Origin of the sequence: Rhodoluna sp. (genome assembly GCF_044239955.1) — a bacterium.
Taxonomy (GTDB): Bacteria; Actinomycetota; Actinomycetes; order Actinomycetales; family Microbacteriaceae; genus Rhodoluna.
Genome location: NZ_JBIIAL010000011.1, coordinates 1 through 16,210 on the forward strand (window position 1 = coordinate 1; position 16,210 = coordinate 16,210).

Genomic DNA, 16,210 nt, shown 5'->3' on the forward strand with positions numbered 1-16,210 from the left:
GCTAAGAAATTGGCCTCCTGAAACCTGGTCGCAGGCAGGGCAAAGCCACTCGAAAGCAGCCTTCCGAACGCCCGAAGTTCCATCAGTGGCCTCGCCTTACAAGAGTCGGGAAACCCCTTTGTTTTCCAAGGTTTTGGGGACTTAAGAAGATTACCAATACCCTCATATAGGCAAGTTAAATTTGTGGGGTTAACCACCTGTTTTTAGGCCCTAAATCGTGTCATTTAGGTAAATTCTCCAATATTGCCCAAAACCCACTAGTTTACTGGCCTGTAGGGCTATTTGTCCCTACAAGACCCAGCCTTTGCTAGGTTGGGGTAATGAAACCCATCAAAGTGGCCTTTTTGGGCCTTTACTTTGAGGCTTGGGATGCCCTGGACGAGATCTACCGTCTAATGCTTCAAGATCCTAGGTTTGAGCCAGTAGTTATATCCCTCCCCCGCAAGCTAACTGGCCAGTTGGCCTATGCCGGGGAGGAAAAGGCCCATGAATTCTTCGAATCCCAGGGAATTGAACACCTGAGGTTCAATTCCGGGGGTCAAGATAGCCAAAATATGGCTGGTTTGGAGCAATTGAAGCTCTTGGAGCCTGATTATGTGTTCGTGAACTACCCCTGGCAGCGAAATTACCAGCCTGCCATGCGTTTTGATCAGTTAGTTTCGTTTACCAGGCTCGCTTACGTTCCTTATTTCTCTCTTGTGATGGTCGATGAGCCAGATGATGAGCCAGGAGGCGGTCAAGGTGATGCTCCGGTAGCAACTCATTTGTATACACAGCGTCTTCACCAACTTGCATCACTTGTTTTCACTCAAGAAAAGCTAGTTGTTGATGCTTATGCGCTAACTGAACGTGGAAATAGCTACGTTCACTTCACTGGATCACCAAAAATAGACAATCTAAGGCGTGAAGCGCAACAAGGTAAGTCAAGTTGGCCACTTTCTGGAGGAAAATTCAAAATAGTTTGGGCTCCGCACCATTCCTATTCACCACACTGGTTTAACTTTGGTGTTTTTTCGAAGATTTATATCCAAATGTTGGATTTTGCGAAACAAAATCCAAACATTGAAATTGTTTTGCGGCCACATCCATTCCTCTGGGGAACACTTACCGATAGAAACGTCATAACTGTTGAAGAACTTACTTCTTGGAGAGCCCGTTGGGATGCTTTAGCTAACACCTATGTTGATGAAGATGGTTCCTACGCTGAATTGTTTTTAGCAACCGATGTTTTGCTAACCGATGGAATCTCTTTTCTTGGTGAGTACCCTCTAGTTACTGGTAAGCCAACAATCTTTTTTGAAAACAAAGGTCACTGGGAATTTAGTGCGACTGGGAAACTTGCTGCCGCAAGTTCGGTGAAGGTGAAAACCTTTGAAGAACTAAAAGAAGTAATAACTCTTGCTATGGAATCTGGTTTGCCAGATCGTTCAGGACAAATTCAAAAGTTGATTGAAGCAAGCTCTCCGTATCCTGGAGAGTCAGCAAAACGAATCGTCGAGATCGTCTATGACGATTTCGCTAAAGGAACATCACTCTTGGTTTCCAAAAGCGCAATTTCTGCTACCGCGTGGGAGCTAACTGCCGGCAGAGAGCCTTTCGAGGACTAGTAACTGCCCTAGAGCCCTGTAATTTAGCGGTATTTAGACTTTTTGGTCTTATGGGGTAATTGTCATGGTTGCGGTGTCTGGCTTGAGTTCTACCCAAGTGTTTCCAGGAGCTAGCTTGATGACGGCACCGGTTGAATCTAGAAGTTCAATAGGTGAGGTCTGAGTTGCCTTAGACCAGGTTCCCTCGATGTGCTTGCCATCTACAAAGACCCAAGCTTTTCCAGATCCAACCATTATGGTTTTAGGAATCGGACCGTAACGAGCATCTACGAAGCTGGTGTTATCAATCTGGACTTCTAGAACGACAACGTTTTTAGCTCTGACTTGCTCTTCTGACACGCCATCCATGTGAGGGTTACCGTCTTGGTCACGGAGAAGATTGCCTGAGCCATCGCCCCTCCAATAGCTGGTGGCCTCTGGGTACTCGATAGTCAGATCTGTAGTTGCTTTGCCGGAGCTAGCAGAGGCAGGTTCGTAGTCTTGAGTTTCGTCCAAGAACGCTGCGTAGTTGAAGATTGACTGTGGGGCAGCAAGGTCTTCATGTTGGGACTGTAATAGAGCCATGTCAACAACCATGTTGTGTGGCGCATTTCTTTCTGGGGTTCTAGAGAAGCTGTTTGGCGTTACTGACTGCTGAGTGTTCTCATCAGCTAGGTACAAAGAAGTGTCCTGAAGCAAAGCAATAAACATATCTACTCCTCCGGAGTAGCAGAAGATGCCGCCGAAGGCTGCTGCAATGTCAGCATCCATGGGTCGAACTGATCTAACTGGTCCAACTTTGTCCACTGGCTGTGAGTGCCAGGTGGCAACCAACCTGGTCAGGCCACCTTCAACCATTTGAACGTGAACGATGTCTGTCTTGTTTAGGTTAAATTGAGGTCGACCGGCAGGAGCGTTGTCTACTTTGCAAGTAACAGCAGGGAAAGAATTAGTGTCTGGGATTTCAGATTCATTCATGTACGCAACACCGGTGAGCGGAGCAAACGGGTAAACAATCGCTTCTGGTTCTTCAACCTGAGGCTCTGTACATCCGGCAAGAACTAGTCCAGCGATAGCCAAAAGGGAAACTGTTTTTGTGATCTTCAAAGTTGATTTTCTCATTCCGGCTATTTCCCTTTTCCTTTGTTCTTAGTCGTTCATCGGATCAGCGATGCCAACATAGACAGTTTCTAGATACTCTTCGATTCCCTCAAAACCGCCTTCGCGGCCTAACCCTGACGATTTTACTCCTCCAAATGGCGCAGCAGGGTTTGAAATCACCCCAGCGTTTAGTCCAAACATGCCCACTTCAAGCTTTTCCGCGAGTCTAAGACCACGATTTAGGTCTTTTGTGAACGCGTACGCAATTAATCCATACTCGGTGGAGTTAGCAATCTTGACTGCTTCGTCTTCAGTCTTGAAGGTAACTACCGGTGCCACTGGACCAAAGATTTCCTCTTTTAGAATTTCTGCATTTGTTGGCACATCAACTAAAACTGTTGGTGGGTAGAAGTATCCCTCACCTGCCGGAATTGCTCCACCGGTTAGAACCTTGGCCCCCTTAGAAACTGCATCAGCTACCAGAGCGTGAACAGCGCTTCTACTCTTGTCGTCAATAAGAGGACCAATGTTTGCTCCGTCTTCAGTTCCTCTGGAAACTTTCAACTTAGCCATCTTGTCTGCAAGACGCTTGGAAAACTCTCCGGCTACCGATTCGTGAACAATCATTCGGTTAGCTGCGGTGCAAGCTTCACCCATGTTGCGAAGTTTGGCTAGCATCGCGCCCTCTACTGCCTTATCTAGATCTGCATCTTCGAAGACAATCAACGGTGCGTTACCGCCAAGTTCCATAGAGACCTTTAGCACTCGATCTGCGGAGTCATCAATGAGGGCTCTTCCAACACCGGTAGAACCAGTGAAGGAAAGCTTGCGAAGTCTTTCGTCCTTGATGATCGGTCCTGTAACAAGACCCGGTCTTGTGGTCTGGATTACGTTGATGACTCCCTTTGGTAGACCAATGTCTTCCAAGACCTTTACGAACAACATTGAAGTCAACGGGGTAAGAGCAGCTGGCTTTAGGATCATCGTGCAGCCAGCTGCGATGGCTGGCGCCATCTTTCGTGTAGCCATTGCTAGCGGGAAGTTCCATGGGGTAATGAATAGGGACGGGCCAACTGGCTTTTTTAGAACCATGATTCGGTTCTTGCCATCTGGTGCTGTTCCATAGCGGCCAGTAATTCTTGGGGCCTCTTCGGAGAACCAACGCAAAAACTCTGCCCCGTACGCTACTTCGCCCTTGGCCTCGGCAAATGGTTTACCCATCTCAAGGGACATAACAAGTGCAAACTCGTCGGCCATCTCGGTTACTTTTTCAAAGGCTGCGCGCAAGATCTCGGCGCGTTCTCTTGGAGCGGTTTTGGCCCAAGCCGCTTGGGCGTTGTGGGCAGCATCGATGGCAGCCATGCCATCTTCAGGGGCTGCGTCAGCAATAGACACAAGTGCTTTGCCGGTAGCTGGGTCAATTACATCAAGAGTTTTCTTATCGGCTGCATCTTTCCAAGAGCCGTTAACAAATATGCCCCGTGGAACAAGATCTAATACTCGCTTTTCATCTGCAGCGGAGAACATCTGGCACTCGTCCTTTTTAGGCTTTTTAAGCCTTGGTGATTTAGGCTCTGGTAACTAATGCAAGTCTACTTCTAGACCTAAAGCCAGAGCCGAAGACCTTTTAGTCTTCGGCTCTTTGGCTTGTAGTTAGGCCTTGGCTACTGTGGTGTCCAGCAAGATTCCTGGACCAAAGGTAGTGGAAAGAGCTGTCTTGATAATGTATTTACCCTTTGAGCTAGCTGGCTTTAGACGCTGAATCTCATCCATAGCGGCAGCTAGGTTTTCTGCTAGCTGGCTAGCTGAGAAGGAAGCCTTACCAATAATGAAGTGAAGGTTGGACTGCTTGTCGATACGGAACTCAATCTTTCCGCCCTTGATGTCAGTTACTGCTTTTGCAACATCTGGAGTAACAGTTCCAGTCTTTGGGTTTGGCATTAGGTTACGAGGACCAAGAACTTTTCCAAGGCGGCCTACCTTACCCATTAGCTCTGGAGTGGAAACTGCGGAGTCGAAATCAACCCATCCGGCAGCTACCTTTTCAATCAGTTCGTCGCCACCGACTTCGTCGGCTCCGGCTTTGATAGCAGCTTCCGCTGCTGGACCGGTTGCGAATACGATTACGCGGGCAGTCTTACCGGTTCCGTGAGGAAGCGATACAGTTCCACGAATCATCTGGTCTGCTTTGCGAGGGTCAACACCTAGCTTGACGGCAACTTCAACAGTTGAGTCAAACTTCTTTGAGCCGGTCTCGCGCACTAGGGCAACGGCTTCGGCTGGGGTGTAGAACTTACCCTCGGTGATTTTGCTTGCGGCTTCTAGATAAGCCTTTGATCTTTTTGGCATGTGCTGTTATTCCTTTTCTGGTCACAGTTGTGGTTAGCGAACCGATCTGGTTCTCCCACGACTTCTTTAGTTTTTTTGTTGCTTTTGGTGCAGGTGTTGCTTTTACCTAAGGTTCTAGGCGTCGACGGTGATACCCATGGAGCGGGCAGTTCCGGCGATGATCTTTGCGGCTGCTTCAACGTCGTTGGCGTTTAGGTCAGCCATCTTGGTCTCGGCAATCTTTAGTAGCTGCTCCTTAGAAAGGTGCGCCACCTTGTCAGTGTGAGGGGTTGCAGAACCCTTTGGCACCCCAGCGGCTTTCTTGATTAGCTCCGCTGCTGGAGGAGTCTTCAGGATGAAGGTGAAGGAACGGTCTTCGTACACGGTGATTTCTACCGGTACGACGTTTCCTTTTTGGTCTGCAGTTGCGTTGTTATACGCAGTGCAGAATTCCATAATGTTCACACCATGCTGACCTAGAGCAGGACCGATTGGTGGAGCTGGGTTAGCAGCGCCTGCCTGGATCTGAAGCTTGATCATTCCAGTGACTTTTTTCTTGGGTGCCATTTGCTTACTTTTCCTTTTTTAGTGGTTTAGATAAATCTTTAGTTCAGTGGTCCGACTTGTTCGAAGCCAAGCTCTACAGGAGTCTCACGCTCGAATAGGGAAACCAAGACGGTGAGCTTTCCAGACTCTGGCTTGATTTCAGAAATTGTTCCAGGAAGACCTGCGAAGGATCCGTCCTTGATCATGATGGACTCGCCAACCTTGAAATCAATCTTGATTGGAACAGCTCTTGCCTTGCCCTTCACCATCTGAGTTCCCTTAACCGCAGCCTTAGCTGTTGCCTCTTCAGGCAAAACGTAAAGGGTCTTTAGCATCTCGAATGCTTCGTCTGGGCGAAGTGGAGTTGGGTTCTGAGAGTTACCAACGAAACCGGTAACAGCTGGGGTGTGACGAACAAGTGACCAAGACTCTTCAGTCATTTCCATGCGAACTAGAACATAACCTGGGATACGAACCTTGGAGATTAGCTTTCTCTGACCGTTTTTGATTTCAATGGTGTCTTCCATTGGAACCTCGATCTGGAAGATCTTGTCTCCGCCATCGATAGCAAGCTGTCTGTTTTCGATGTTCTGCTTCACGCGCTTTTCATATCCTGCGTAGGAGTGAACCACGAACCACTTTCCAGGTTGCGAGCGCAGCTCAGCCTTGAATGCGCGGTATGGATCCTCATCCTTTGGAGCTTCTTCGGCAGCTGCTTCAGAAGCTTCTACAGATGCGCTTTCTTCAGAAACGGAATCGGTTTCTGCAACCACTGCAGCATCTTCAACAAAGAACTTTTCCGAGACTGGAGCCTCTGGAGTTCCCTCTGGTGCTTGGTAAGGAGTGTTTCCAAAAGAAGGTGTCTCGACAGGAGCTTCTGGAGTGGCGACCGCGGTCACTTCTTCAACCGCAGAGAATGCTGCTGCGGGTGCCGAAGTGGTCTCGAGTTCTGTCTGTTCGATCTCGCTCAATTGAGGTTTCCTTGTCTGAAACTAGTTTGTTGGTGTGAAGGTGAATGTAACGAGGTTGTAGAAAACAAAGTCCAGGCCGGAAAGAATTGCCATCACAACTACTACGAAGGCTAGAACTACTCCGGTGAAGCTAACAAGCTCTTTGTAGGTTGGCTTAGTAACCTTACGAAGCTCGGCTAGAACCTGCTTGAAGAACAAAATGATTCTTCCGAAGATGTTGCGAGTTGCAGCGCGATCGGACTTGGCTTTGACTACCAAGTCCTCTGCTGGCTGAAGCTCATCTGCCATTACTACTTCTTTCCGATCTATCGTTGTCTGCAGGGCGGACAGGACTCGAACCTGCAACCTGCGGTGTTGGAGACCGCTGCTCTACCAATTGAGCCACCGCCCTTTAGGGGCTAAACAGCTTCGTTGACCAAAGCGGCAAATGACACACTTCTAGATTGAATCTAAATATGGATAATTTGCCAGATTAGGCTTCCCGCAGCTGTCAACTACTGAGTCCTACTCTAATCTGCCTGCCCCCAGATTGCAACGGGTCGATCTTTCCTCGAAGCCTCCAAGCTAGGCTTAGATACGTGAACGCCTCTAGAATCTCCAAGCGAATAGCTGCCATAGCTGAATCTGCGACCCTCAAGGTCGATGCCAAGGCCAAAGCCTTGCAAGCTGAGGGTAGGCCTGTGATCAGCTACGCAGCTGGAGAACCTGACTTTCCAACTCCCGCTCACATTGTTGAAGCAGCTGCAAAAGCTGTTTTAGACCCAAAGAATCACCGGTATACCCCTGCGGTTGGTCTTCCTGATCTTCGAGAAGCTATCGCTCAAAAGACGTTAAGGGATTCCGGAACCACAGTTGCTGCCAGCCAGGTGGTTGTCACTAACGGTGGCAAGCAAGCTGTCTATCAGGCATTTGCAGTATTGCTAGATCAAGGCGATGAGGTACTTCTTCCTTCCCCTTACTGGACTACTTATCCCGAGGCAATCGCTTTAGCTGGAGGAAAAACAGTTGAGGTCTTTGCAGGAAGTGAACAGGACTACAAGGTCACCGTTGAGCAGCTAGATAAAGCAAAGACTGCCCGCACCAAGGTGCTACTTATGTGTTCACCTTCTAACCCAACCGGTGCTGTTTATTCGAAAGCAGAAATAGCAGCTATTGGTAACTGGGCTTACAAGAACGACCTGTGGGTAATCACCGACGAGATTTACCAGAACCTGGTTTATGACGGTGGAAAAGCTTATTCAATTACTGAAGTAGTGCCAGAGCTAATCGATAAAACCATCATGGTCAACGGTGTTGCTAAGAGTTATGCGATGACCGGATGGCGTCTTGGTTGGATGGCAGGACCTACCGATGCCATGAAGGCAGCTGCTAACTTACAGTCACACCTGACATCGAATGTGAACAACATCGCGCAAAAAGCTGCGCTTGCTGCCCTTACTGGCCCACAAGACGAAGTTCAAAACATGCTTCAAGCTTTTGATCGCAGACGAAAGCTTGCTGTTTCTGAACTTGGCAAGATCGAAAACTGGTTGGCTCCAATGCCACAGGGTGCCTTCTACGTTTACTCGGACGTACGAGGACTTCTTGGGAAGAGCTGGGCTGGTAAACAAATCAACACTTCTTTAGAACTTTGTGATTTCATCTTGGAGCAAGTCGAAGTTGCTCTAGTTCCAGGTGAAGCGTTTGGTCCTTCAGGTTATGTTCGCATGAGCTACGCACTGGGCGACGAGCCGATTCTAGAAGGCATCCAGCGCTTGCAAAAACTCTTTAGCTAAAACCCAATCAGGTTTGGCTCTGGAACCAAGTTGATTCCAAACTTCGCAGCAACTCGTTCTTGAATGTATCTGGCGAGCTCAACGATTTCATCTGCCGTTGCACCGCCGCAGTTAGTTATTGCCAGTGCGTGCTTTTGAGAAACTGCAGCTTTTGAGCCTGGCAAGCTAAAGCCTTTGTCGATGCCTGATTGTTCAATCAACCAAGCTGCGCTTAGTTTGACTGTTAGTCCATCATCTTCTGGTGTCTCCCACGACGGGGCATCGGCAGGAAGTGTTCTAGCGAATGTGTCACTAACGATTGGGTTTGTGAAGAAGCTGCCACAGCTCACACTGTTTGGGTCCTTTGGATCTAGCACCATAGATTTTGAAGCACGAAGTTTCAAAACAGAATTTCGAACCTGAACCAAGCTTGGCTGAGCTCCCATTTCGGAGTTGAGATCTTTTGCAATCTGTCCCGAGTAAAGCGGTCTTGCTTTGCCAGCAAGATCCATAAGTTCAATTTCAATCCAGGTAATCAATCCTGTTTTGCCTTTTTTGATGGCGCTGTCACGGTAACCAAATTTCATATCTTTTGGCTCAAGAATTACAAGCTCGCCAGTTTCGTAATCCAAAAACTCTGCACGCAAAAACACATCGCTTAGTTCTTGACCGTAAGCACCGATGTTTTGTACTGGCGATGCTCCAACGCTTCCTGGAATACCGCTCATGGCTTCAATGCCAGCAAGTCCTTCGCTAACGGTTTTTGCTACAAGCTCATCCCAATCTTCACCTGACTGAATTCGCCAGATCTGTTTGTCGCCAACAGTTTTCTTTTCGATGCCCTTGGTTTTGATTTGAATAACAGATAAATCTTCGATGCTTTCGGAAACCACCATGTTGGTTCCGCCGCCAATAAGTAACCAGTCTTCGCCAGATGCCCAAACCCTTTTGGTGGTTTCGATTAGCTGCTCCCGGGTTTCGCAAACTGTGAGCTCGGCTGGCTCGCCGCCAACGCGCATAGATGTTAGTTCTGAAAGCTTGGGCATCAAATTCTCACTCGAACTTGAGCTTTTCCTAGAACCACCACTCCATCAACTGTTGCCGACAGGTCAATTCGTGCAACCTTTGCTACCTCATCTATTTCCACTACCGAGGCGTTCACGATCAAAGTTGCACCCTGGGCTGCGTCAACCAAAACAGGCTTCGTGAAGCGTACTTGGTAGTCGATTACTCTCCCGCTGTCCCCTAGAAAATCAACTACGGTCTGCACGGCGGCACCCATAGTTAGCATGCCGTGAGCTAACACTCCAGGTAACCCAACTGCCTTGGCAACATCGTCGCGGTAGTGAATGGCGTTGAAATCTCCTGAGGCTCCGGCGTAGCGAACCAGGCTGTCGCGAGTCAAGTGAATTTCTTTGGTTGGTAGCTCTTGGCCCACAGTTAGCATCACGCTTCACCTCGAACCACAAGCGTTGAAATAGCAGTGCAGACAAGCTCTTGATTGGCGTCAAAGATTTGAGTTTCGAAGCTGACCATGGAATTTCCGGCCAGCTGTTTGACGCTGGCGACCTTTAGTTCGCTGGTGAGCTCATCGCCGGCGACAATGGGCCTCACGTGAATAAAGCGCTGGTCGCCGTGGACGACCCTGGAGAAATCTAGGGCTGCTTCTTTGTCGGAAATTACCTGAGTTAGCGAGCGCTCTTGTATCACCACGGCAAAAGTTGGTGGGGCGATGAGGTCTTTGTAACCTTGCTTTTTGGCCGCTTCTAGATCGAGATTTGCTGGATCTTTAGAGAAAACAGCTTTGGCAAATTCGCGGATTTTTTCGCGGCCAACAAGGTAACTAGCAGTCCTTGGGTAAATTTTGCCTTCGATAGCTGGATTGACCATTTGTTAACTGTATCTAGGTCCTTAGGGATTCACCCGTTGATTGAATTGGTAGCGGAGGCGGGACTCGAACCCGCGACCCCACGATTATGAGTCGTGTGCTCTAACCACCTGAGCTACCCCGCCGGGGACTAAATAGTTGCACTTCTTATTAGTCGAGCCCCGAGACAGGATTGAACTGTCGACCCCTTCCTTACCATGGAAGTGCTCTACCACTGAGCTATCGGGGCGTTTTTGGATTGAACCTAGCAACTAAAGCAGATTAGCACGGCTGGAATAGGGCTAGCAAACAGTTCAAGGTGGCTGTTGTTCTAGGCTTATGGGCATGGATTCGACAATCTTGCATCAATCAATCAAGCAGCCCAAGTGGTGGCAAACAGCCGTTATTTATCAGATCTACCCGCGCTCATTCGCAGACAGCGACGGTGATGGAATCGGTGACCTAAAGGGTGTCGAGTCCAGGCTAGAGAGTCTCCAATCCCTTGGCATCGACGCCATTTGGTTTTCACCTTTTTTCAAGTCCCCTCAAAAAGACGCTGGTTACGATGTCTCTGATTACAAGTCAATCGATCCACTCTTTGGTTCAAACGCAGACTTTGACAAGCTACTTGCTAAAGCCACATCTCTTGGCATCCGAATCATTGTTGATCTAGTTCCTAACCACTCCTCTGACCAGCACGAACTCTTTCAAGCCGCTCTAAAGTCCGCTCCTGGTTCACCGGAGCGGGATATGTATATGTTCCGCGATGGTAAGGGTGAAAACGGTGAGCTGCCACCAAACAACTGGGAGTCAGTATTTGGTGGTCAAGCCTGGTCCAGAATCACTGAAGCTGATGGCACTTTGGGTCAGTGGTACCTACACATCTTTGATTCCTCCCAGCCTGATTTCAACTGGGATAACCCAAAGGTTCATGAATTCTTCGCCGGGGTGCTTAGGTTTTGGCTCGACAAGGGTGTCGATGGTTTCCGCATTGACGTAGCCCACGGTCTTGTTAAAGCTGCTGGACTACCTGACATTAGCAAGGCCATGTCTCAGACATTTGAGTACGACCCGAACAACCCTCACCCGTTCTGGGGTCAAGAAGGTGTCCACGAAATCATCAGATCCTGGAGAAAGATTCTGGACGAGTATGACGATCGGGTTATGTGCGCCGAGGCTTGGGTCTTACCGCTTTCTCGAATTGCCAAGTGGGTAAGAGCTGACGAGTATCACCAAACCTTCAACTTTGGTTACCTCGAGTCCCCTTGGGAAAAGAATGCTTTGGTAAAAGTTGTTAGCGAATCACTTGAGGCTTTTGGGCACGTGGGCGGAATTTCAACTTGGGTGCTTTCAAACCACGATGTGATCCGTCACGCTTCAAGATACGGTTTCGACAAGCTTCCACCACAGGGTGTTGGCATCGGTCCTGACAACGACCAGCCGGATGAGGAAAGAGGTCAACTAATTGCCCGGGCTGCAACCGCATTCATGCTCGGTCTTCCAGGTGGAGCGTATCTCTACCAGGGTGAAGAGCTAGGTCTTCCTGAGCACACAACCTTAGAAGGTAAGTACCGCCAAGACCCAAGTTTTTTTAGAACCAACGGAGAGCGAGTTGGTCGTGACGGTTGCCGAGTTCCTCTTCCTTGGGAAGCAGACGGCGGTGCATCGTTTGGATTTAACTCAACCGGTGAGTCTTGGCTACCTGCTCCAGCAAGTTACAAGAAATACTCAAGGGATATGCAAGAAGGCGTAGAGGGTTCTACCCTCGAGCTTTACAAGCAGCTAATCGCTATGAGAAAGCAGTTTGATCTTGGATCGGGTGATTTCCACTTTGCACCTGAGCACACAACCGAAACTTCGCTTGCTTACCTGAACAACCAGGTGCTAGTTATTAGTAACTTCGGTCCAGAGTCAGTAACGATTCCTGCGGGAGAAATCATTGCTTCCACGCAAAATGGATTGGCTAGTGAAGGTTCTCTTGGTGCTAACCAAACAGTTTGGCTAAAGCTCTAAAACTTAAGCTTTAGCCTTCTTGTGATTTGGCCACCAGAAGTACTTGCCGGTGATAAACGCTAGCGATGGCACAATAACTGTTCTAACCAAGAGGGTATCTAGCAGCACACCGATACCCACGATGATTCCAATTTGGTACAGAGCAATCAGCGGTAGCACTCCAAGCACTGCGAACACCGCAGCGAGCAAGATACCGGCGCTAGTAATAACACCACCTGTGGACGCAAGAGCCTTGATCATTCCTTCTTTGAGACCGAGTTTCTCGGCTTCTTCCTTAGCTCTGGTGACCAAGAAGATGTTGTAATCAACACCCAGGGCAACAAGGAACAAGAAACTGTATAGAAATACCGATAGATCCAAAGCTGGCAATCCAAAGACGTTCTCAAATAGCAGCCAGCTTGCTCCAATTGCGGAGAAGAAGGATGCAACCACAGTTAGTAGTAGCAACAGTGGTGCTACCAGTGATCGAAGTAATAGAACCAGCACTAAAAACACAAGAATCAAGATCATCGGAATAACCGTGAGCTGATCGGATGCGTACGTGTCCTTTACATCTAGACGCTGAGCATCTAGACCACCAACAAGTGCGTCAGCTCCTTCGATTGATCCAAGTTTTGGGCGGAGCTCTCGGATGATTGCGTAGGCTTCTTCAGACTCGGGTTCAGGTTCTAGGACAACTTCGATTTTGGTTATCTCTGAGGTGCTGTCACCAACTGTTACCTCGGCAACACCGCTTACTTTTTCAGCAGCCGCCGCAACTTCGTCTTCGAAGCCGTTATTGGCAATAACGATTGTAGGAGAAGTTGCTCCGGCAGGGAAGGCCTCAGCGAGCACGTCTTGGCCAACAGCTGCTTCTGGTGCCACTCTAAATTGCTCGGTCGAGGAAAGTCCCACTTTCACTCCGGTCGCTCCAAAGCTCAAGATTGCCAAAATTACAAAACCTGCGATCGAGACAATAACTGGACGCTTGCTGACGCCGCGTCCAAGCTTTGCCCAAAGACCCTTTTCGGACTTGTTGACTCCACCAAACTTTGGAACAAATGGCCAGAACAGTCCGCGACCGAAAACAACAATGGCAGCAGGTAGCACAACAAGGGCCGCAAACATCGCCATGACGATTCCGCCGGCTACAACTAGACCCAAAGTTCTGTTACCGCCAAGTTCAGCAAATAGCAAAGTTAGAAGTGCAAGGGCAACAGTTCCTCCAGATGCCAACACGGCCGGTGTTACACCTCGAAGAGCTATGTTCATGGCCTGGTGGCGATCCTCATTTAGCAGTAGCTCTTCGCGATAGCGAGCAATGAGCAATAGCGCGTAGTTAGTTCCCGCACCAAAGACTAAGACAGACAAGATTCCAGTTATAGAACCATCTGCTGGAGCCCCCAGGAAAATGGTTGCCAACTGGGGAGCCATTTGCGCAGCCATTCCGTCAGCAACACCAATAACAATCAATGGCACTAGCCAAAGAACTGGCGAGCGGTAAGTGATTAGAAGAAGAACAGCAACAATGATGACTGTGGAAAGAAGCAAGGTGAAGTTAGCACCGGCAAAGACTCCTGCGAGGTCAACCCGGAAGCCTTCTGGGCCAGTGATGTAGACATTCAGCCCAGCTGGCATGTCCTCTTTGGCAATGGCGCGCATTTCAGCCATGCGTTCGTTGCGCTCTGCGTTTTCTTCAATCTCTTCCAGCGGCACAGTTATCACTACGACTTTTCCGTCATCCGAAACTTTAGCCGGCGGAACAAATGCCTCGCCATTTATTTCACCCGAGGTGAACTCCAGGAATTTATCTCCTGCGCCATCAATAAAACCCTGACCGATGGGGTCAAAAGTTCCCGTTATCCAAAGCTCCTGGTCTTCAGTGAGCTTGGTATCTGAAGAATAAACCACAACGGCAACAGTGCCATCGGCTCCTGGAAGATCTTCAAGCGCCTTGTTCACAAGAACTGTTTCATTATTCGCTGGCAAGCCATCGGTTGGAGAAGTGTCTGACTCAGCAGCGCTGAGTGGACCGAAAGCTAGAACCGCAAAAATGAGTCCAATAAGAAGTGTGACCCAAGAGGTTTTGCGGCCGGTAATAAATGAAGAAATGTTGTTCAAAACTAATCCTTTGATTGGTGGGCGACTTTATTGTCCCACTAAGAAACCCTAAGAGCCGTTAGATGACCTAGATTTCCGTCCGCAGGGCCGCTTGGATCGCTGGTTTCCAAGGGTTATAGACTGGGGCTACTCGTCAAGGAGGATTGAGTGGCTGTTACTAGCGTTACCGAATGGGTCGAACAGATTGCCGCTCTAACCAATCCCGACTCCATAAAGTGGTGCGACGGATCCGCGCAAGAGTTTGAGTCAATCAAGAACCTGCTGGTAGCAAATGGTTCACTAATTCCCCTAAATCCACAACTTCGTCCAGATAGCTTTTTATGTAGGACTGACCCCAGAGATGTTGCAAGAGTTGAAGAAAAGACATTCATTTGCTCTGAACTTGAAATAGATGCGGGACCAACCAATAACTGGATGGATCCAAAAGCCATGCGAGCTTTAATGAAAGAAAACTTCACCGGAAGCATGCGCGGACGGGTGATGTACGTAATCCCATTTTCAATGGGTCCCATTGGTTCAGAATTTACTCAGTACGGCATTGAAATCACAGACTCCCCCTATGTGGTTGCCTCCATGCACATCATGACCAGGGTTTCACCAGAGGTCACCAAAAAAATTGAAGCAGGAGCCAGGTGGGTTCCTGCAGTTCACTCTGTTGGTAGCCCACTAATTGATGACCAGGGAAAAAAGCTTCCAGATGTTAGCTGGCCCTGCAACCCAGACAAAGTCCACGTCGTTCACTACCCAGAAACTAGAGAGATTTGGTCATTCGGTTCGGGCTACGGCGGCAATTCTCTACTTGGCAAAAAAGCTATGGCTCTTCGAATTGGTTCGGTTATGGGTAAAGCAGAAGGTTGGCTCGCAGAGCACATGCTGCTCATTCGACTAACTAGCCCAACTAATGCCAAGTTTCACATCGCAGCAGCTTTTCCTTCGGCCTGCGGCAAAACAAACCTTGCCATGCTTCGCCCCTCAATTCCAGGTTGGCAAGTTGAAACCCTTGGCGATGACATTGTTTGGATAAGGCCAGGACCTGATGGGCGATTGTTGGCAATGAACCCGGAGTATGGAATCTTTGGTGTTGCACCAGGAACTACTGCAACTACAAACAGCGCTGCTGTTGAATCAATGAGCCGTGGGGTGATTTTCACTAACGTGGCGATGACTTCAGATGGTGACGTTTGGTGGGAAGGATTGACTGAAACGCCACCCGAGGGACTAACTGATTGGCTTGGAAAACCTTGGTCTCAAGAATCTGGAACACTAGCAGCGCATCCAAATTCGAGGTTCTGTCTTCCGGTTGCGAACGTTGCAACCATTAGCCCTGACTGGAATGAGGGCTCTGGTGTACCCCTAGATGCAATCTTGTTTGGTGGACGCCGTGCTAAGAATGTTCCACTCGTAGCCCAATCGCTTTCATGGCAGCACGGAGTTTTCATGGGCGCAACTATTTCTAGCGAGCAAACAGCTGCAGCTGAGGGACCGGTTGGAAAGCTTCGTCATGATCCATTCGCCATGTTGCCATTTTGCGGTTACAACATGGCCGACTACTTTGCACACTGGCTGAGCTTTGCTGATCGCACTTCAGAAGTTAATCTTCCAAAAATCTTCCAGGTTAACTGGTTTAAAAAGGGCGCCAATGGCAAATTCCTTTGGCCAGGATTTGCAGAAAACATTCGCGTTCTCGATTGGATTATCGGCAGGCTCGAAGGCTCGAATCAAGGCAAAGCTTCACCGGTAGGGACTGTCCCGCAGTCTGGCGAGCTGAACACCGCTGGCATTGACGTGGATGAAAGAACCTTCGAAGAACTGCTTGAGATTGATTCAGAAGCGTGGACTAAAGAAGTTGAGTCCATCGGAGACTTCTTCGGGGAATTTGGGGAGAGAATGCCCGGGCAACTATTTGAAGAGCTCGCGAAACTAGAAGCCAGAGTTAAGGCGTAG

14 protein-coding genes and 3 tRNA genes are annotated in these 16,210 nt (G+C 48.9%); 4 read left to right on the forward strand and 13 right to left on the reverse strand.

Annotation, left to right across the window (positions count from 1 at the left end):
- Positions 1-320: 320 nt before the first annotated feature.
- Positions 321-1,607 carry a CDP-glycerol glycerophosphotransferase family protein gene (locus AC9UFE_RS04730; RefSeq protein WP_509546188.1) on the forward strand — a complete coding sequence of 429 codons (1,287 nt, stop codon included), beginning with the start codon at positions 321-323 and terminating at the stop codon, positions 1,605-1,607.
- Positions 1,608-1,655: 48 nt separating this feature from the next.
- Here AC9UFE_RS04730 and AC9UFE_RS04735 read toward each other — a convergent pair whose 3' ends face one another.
- From AC9UFE_RS04735 to AC9UFE_RS04765, 7 genes are all read right to left on the reverse strand, one after another.
- Positions 1,656-2,708, reverse strand: a complete 1,053-nt coding sequence (locus AC9UFE_RS04735) for a DUF3048 domain-containing protein (RefSeq protein ID WP_509546191.1) — start codon at positions 2,706-2,708, stop codon at positions 1,656-1,658.
- A 27-nt stretch (positions 2,709-2,735) separates the two neighbouring features.
- Entirely contained in the window at positions 2,736-4,214 is a 1,479-nt protein-coding gene (locus tag AC9UFE_RS04740; RefSeq protein ID WP_509546194.1) for an NAD-dependent succinate-semialdehyde dehydrogenase, read from the reverse strand.
- Positions 4,215-4,340: 126 nt separating this feature from the next.
- On the reverse strand, positions 4,341-5,036 hold the full coding sequence (gene rplA, locus AC9UFE_RS04745; protein WP_509546197.1) for a 50S ribosomal protein L1: 696 nt from the start codon (positions 5,034-5,036) through the stop codon (positions 4,341-4,343).
- Positions 5,037-5,150: 114 nt separating this feature from the next.
- Positions 5,151-5,582, reverse strand: coding sequence for a 50S ribosomal protein L11 (rplK, locus tag AC9UFE_RS04750; RefSeq protein ID WP_509522748.1), 432 nt, complete (start codon positions 5,580-5,582; stop codon positions 5,151-5,153).
- A gap of 38 nt (positions 5,583-5,620) precedes the next feature.
- A complete protein-coding gene (nusG, locus tag AC9UFE_RS04755; protein ID WP_509546200.1) occupies positions 5,621-6,532 on the reverse strand; it encodes a transcription termination/antitermination protein NusG in 912 nt (303 codons plus the stop codon).
- A 21-nt stretch (positions 6,533-6,553) separates the two neighbouring features.
- On the reverse strand, positions 6,554-6,820 hold the full coding sequence (secE, locus tag AC9UFE_RS04760; protein WP_509546203.1) for a preprotein translocase subunit SecE: 267 nt from the start codon (positions 6,818-6,820) through the stop codon (positions 6,554-6,556).
- 30 nt (positions 6,821-6,850) lie between these two features.
- Positions 6,851-6,923 (reverse strand) — tRNA-Trp (locus tag AC9UFE_RS04765).
- Positions 6,924-7,110: 187 nt separating this feature from the next.
- Between AC9UFE_RS04765 and AC9UFE_RS04770 the strand changes: the two genes are divergently transcribed.
- The gene (locus tag AC9UFE_RS04770) at positions 7,111-8,307 is read left to right on the forward strand and encodes a pyridoxal phosphate-dependent aminotransferase (RefSeq protein WP_509546206.1); all 1,197 of its coding nucleotides are present in this window, start codon (positions 7,111-7,113) and stop codon (positions 8,305-8,307) included.
- On the opposite strand, the gene AC9UFE_RS04775 is transcribed toward AC9UFE_RS04770, so the two are convergent.
- The 5 genes from AC9UFE_RS04775 to AC9UFE_RS04795 all read right to left on the reverse strand — a co-directional run bounded on the left by AC9UFE_RS04775 (position 8,304) and on the right by AC9UFE_RS04795 (position 10,403).
- A complete protein-coding gene (locus AC9UFE_RS04775; protein WP_509546209.1) occupies positions 8,304-9,332 on the reverse strand; it encodes a UDP-N-acetylmuramate dehydrogenase in 1,029 nt (342 codons plus the stop codon). The two genes, AC9UFE_RS04770 and AC9UFE_RS04775, sit on opposite strands and share 4 nt — an antisense overlap.
- Complete coding sequence (locus tag AC9UFE_RS04780) at positions 9,332-9,733, reverse strand: MaoC family dehydratase (protein WP_509546289.1); 402 nt, start codon at positions 9,731-9,733, stop codon at positions 9,332-9,334. Before AC9UFE_RS04780 ends, AC9UFE_RS04775 begins: the two co-directional genes overlap by 1 nt.
- Positions 9,733-10,176 (reverse strand): FAS1-like dehydratase domain-containing protein, encoded by a 444-nt coding sequence (locus AC9UFE_RS04785; RefSeq protein ID WP_509546213.1) that lies wholly within the window; start codon positions 10,174-10,176, stop codon positions 9,733-9,735. The genes AC9UFE_RS04780 and AC9UFE_RS04785 overlap by 1 nt, the downstream gene beginning before the upstream one ends.
- A gap of 46 nt (positions 10,177-10,222) precedes the next feature.
- Positions 10,223-10,299, reverse strand: a tRNA-Met gene (locus tag AC9UFE_RS04790).
- Between the two features lie 32 nt (positions 10,300-10,331).
- Positions 10,332-10,403 (reverse strand) — tRNA-Thr (locus AC9UFE_RS04795).
- A 95-nt stretch (positions 10,404-10,498) separates the two neighbouring features.
- On the opposite strand from AC9UFE_RS04795, the gene AC9UFE_RS04800 reads away from it, so the two are divergent.
- Complete coding sequence (locus AC9UFE_RS04800; RefSeq protein ID WP_509546216.1) at positions 10,499-12,166, forward strand: glycoside hydrolase family 13 protein; 1,668 nt, start codon at positions 10,499-10,501, stop codon at positions 12,164-12,166.
- Positions 12,167-12,169: 3 nt separating this feature from the next.
- Here the strand turns inward: AC9UFE_RS04800 and AC9UFE_RS04805 are convergent, their stop codons facing one another.
- Entirely contained in the window at positions 12,170-14,266 is a 2,097-nt protein-coding gene (locus AC9UFE_RS04805; RefSeq protein WP_509546219.1) for an MMPL family transporter, read from the reverse strand.
- A gap of 147 nt (positions 14,267-14,413) precedes the next feature.
- Between AC9UFE_RS04805 and AC9UFE_RS04810 the strand changes: the two genes are divergently transcribed.
- Positions 14,414-16,210, forward strand: a complete 1,797-nt coding sequence (locus AC9UFE_RS04810; RefSeq protein ID WP_509546222.1) for a phosphoenolpyruvate carboxykinase (GTP) — start codon at positions 14,414-14,416, stop codon at positions 16,208-16,210.

Coding starts and splice junctions, on each gene's coding strand:
- AC9UFE_RS04800 (WP_509546216.1), top strand. CDS start 10,499: ATGGATTCGACAATCTTGCATCAATCAATCAAGCAGCCCAAGTGGTGG.
- rplA (WP_509546197.1), bottom strand. CDS start 5,036: ATGCCAAAAAGATCAAAGGCTTATCTAGAAGCCGCAAGCAAAATCACC.
- secE (WP_509546203.1), bottom strand. CDS start 6,820: ATGGCAGATGAGCTTCAGCCAGCAGAGGACTTGGTAGTCAAAGCCAAG.
- AC9UFE_RS04740 (WP_509546194.1), bottom strand. CDS start 4,214: ATGTTCTCCGCTGCAGATGAAAAGCGAGTATTAGATCTTGTTCCACGG.
- AC9UFE_RS04780 (WP_509546289.1), bottom strand. CDS start 9,733: ATGCTAACTGTGGGCCAAGAGCTACCAACCAAAGAAATTCACTTGACT.
- AC9UFE_RS04735 (WP_509546191.1), bottom strand. CDS start 2,708: ATGAGAAAATCAACTTTGAAGATCACAAAAACAGTTTCCCTTTTGGCT.
- rplK (WP_509522748.1), bottom strand. CDS start 5,582: ATGGCACCCAAGAAAAAAGTCACTGGAATGATCAAGCTTCAGATCCAG.
- AC9UFE_RS04775 (WP_509546209.1), bottom strand. CDS start 9,332: ATGCCCAAGCTTTCAGAACTAACATCTATGCGCGTTGGCGGCGAGCCA.
- AC9UFE_RS04730 (WP_509546188.1), top strand. CDS start 321: ATGAAACCCATCAAAGTGGCCTTTTTGGGCCTTTACTTTGAGGCTTGG.
- AC9UFE_RS04785 (WP_509546213.1), bottom strand. CDS start 10,176: ATGGTCAATCCAGCTATCGAAGGCAAAATTTACCCAAGGACTGCTAGT.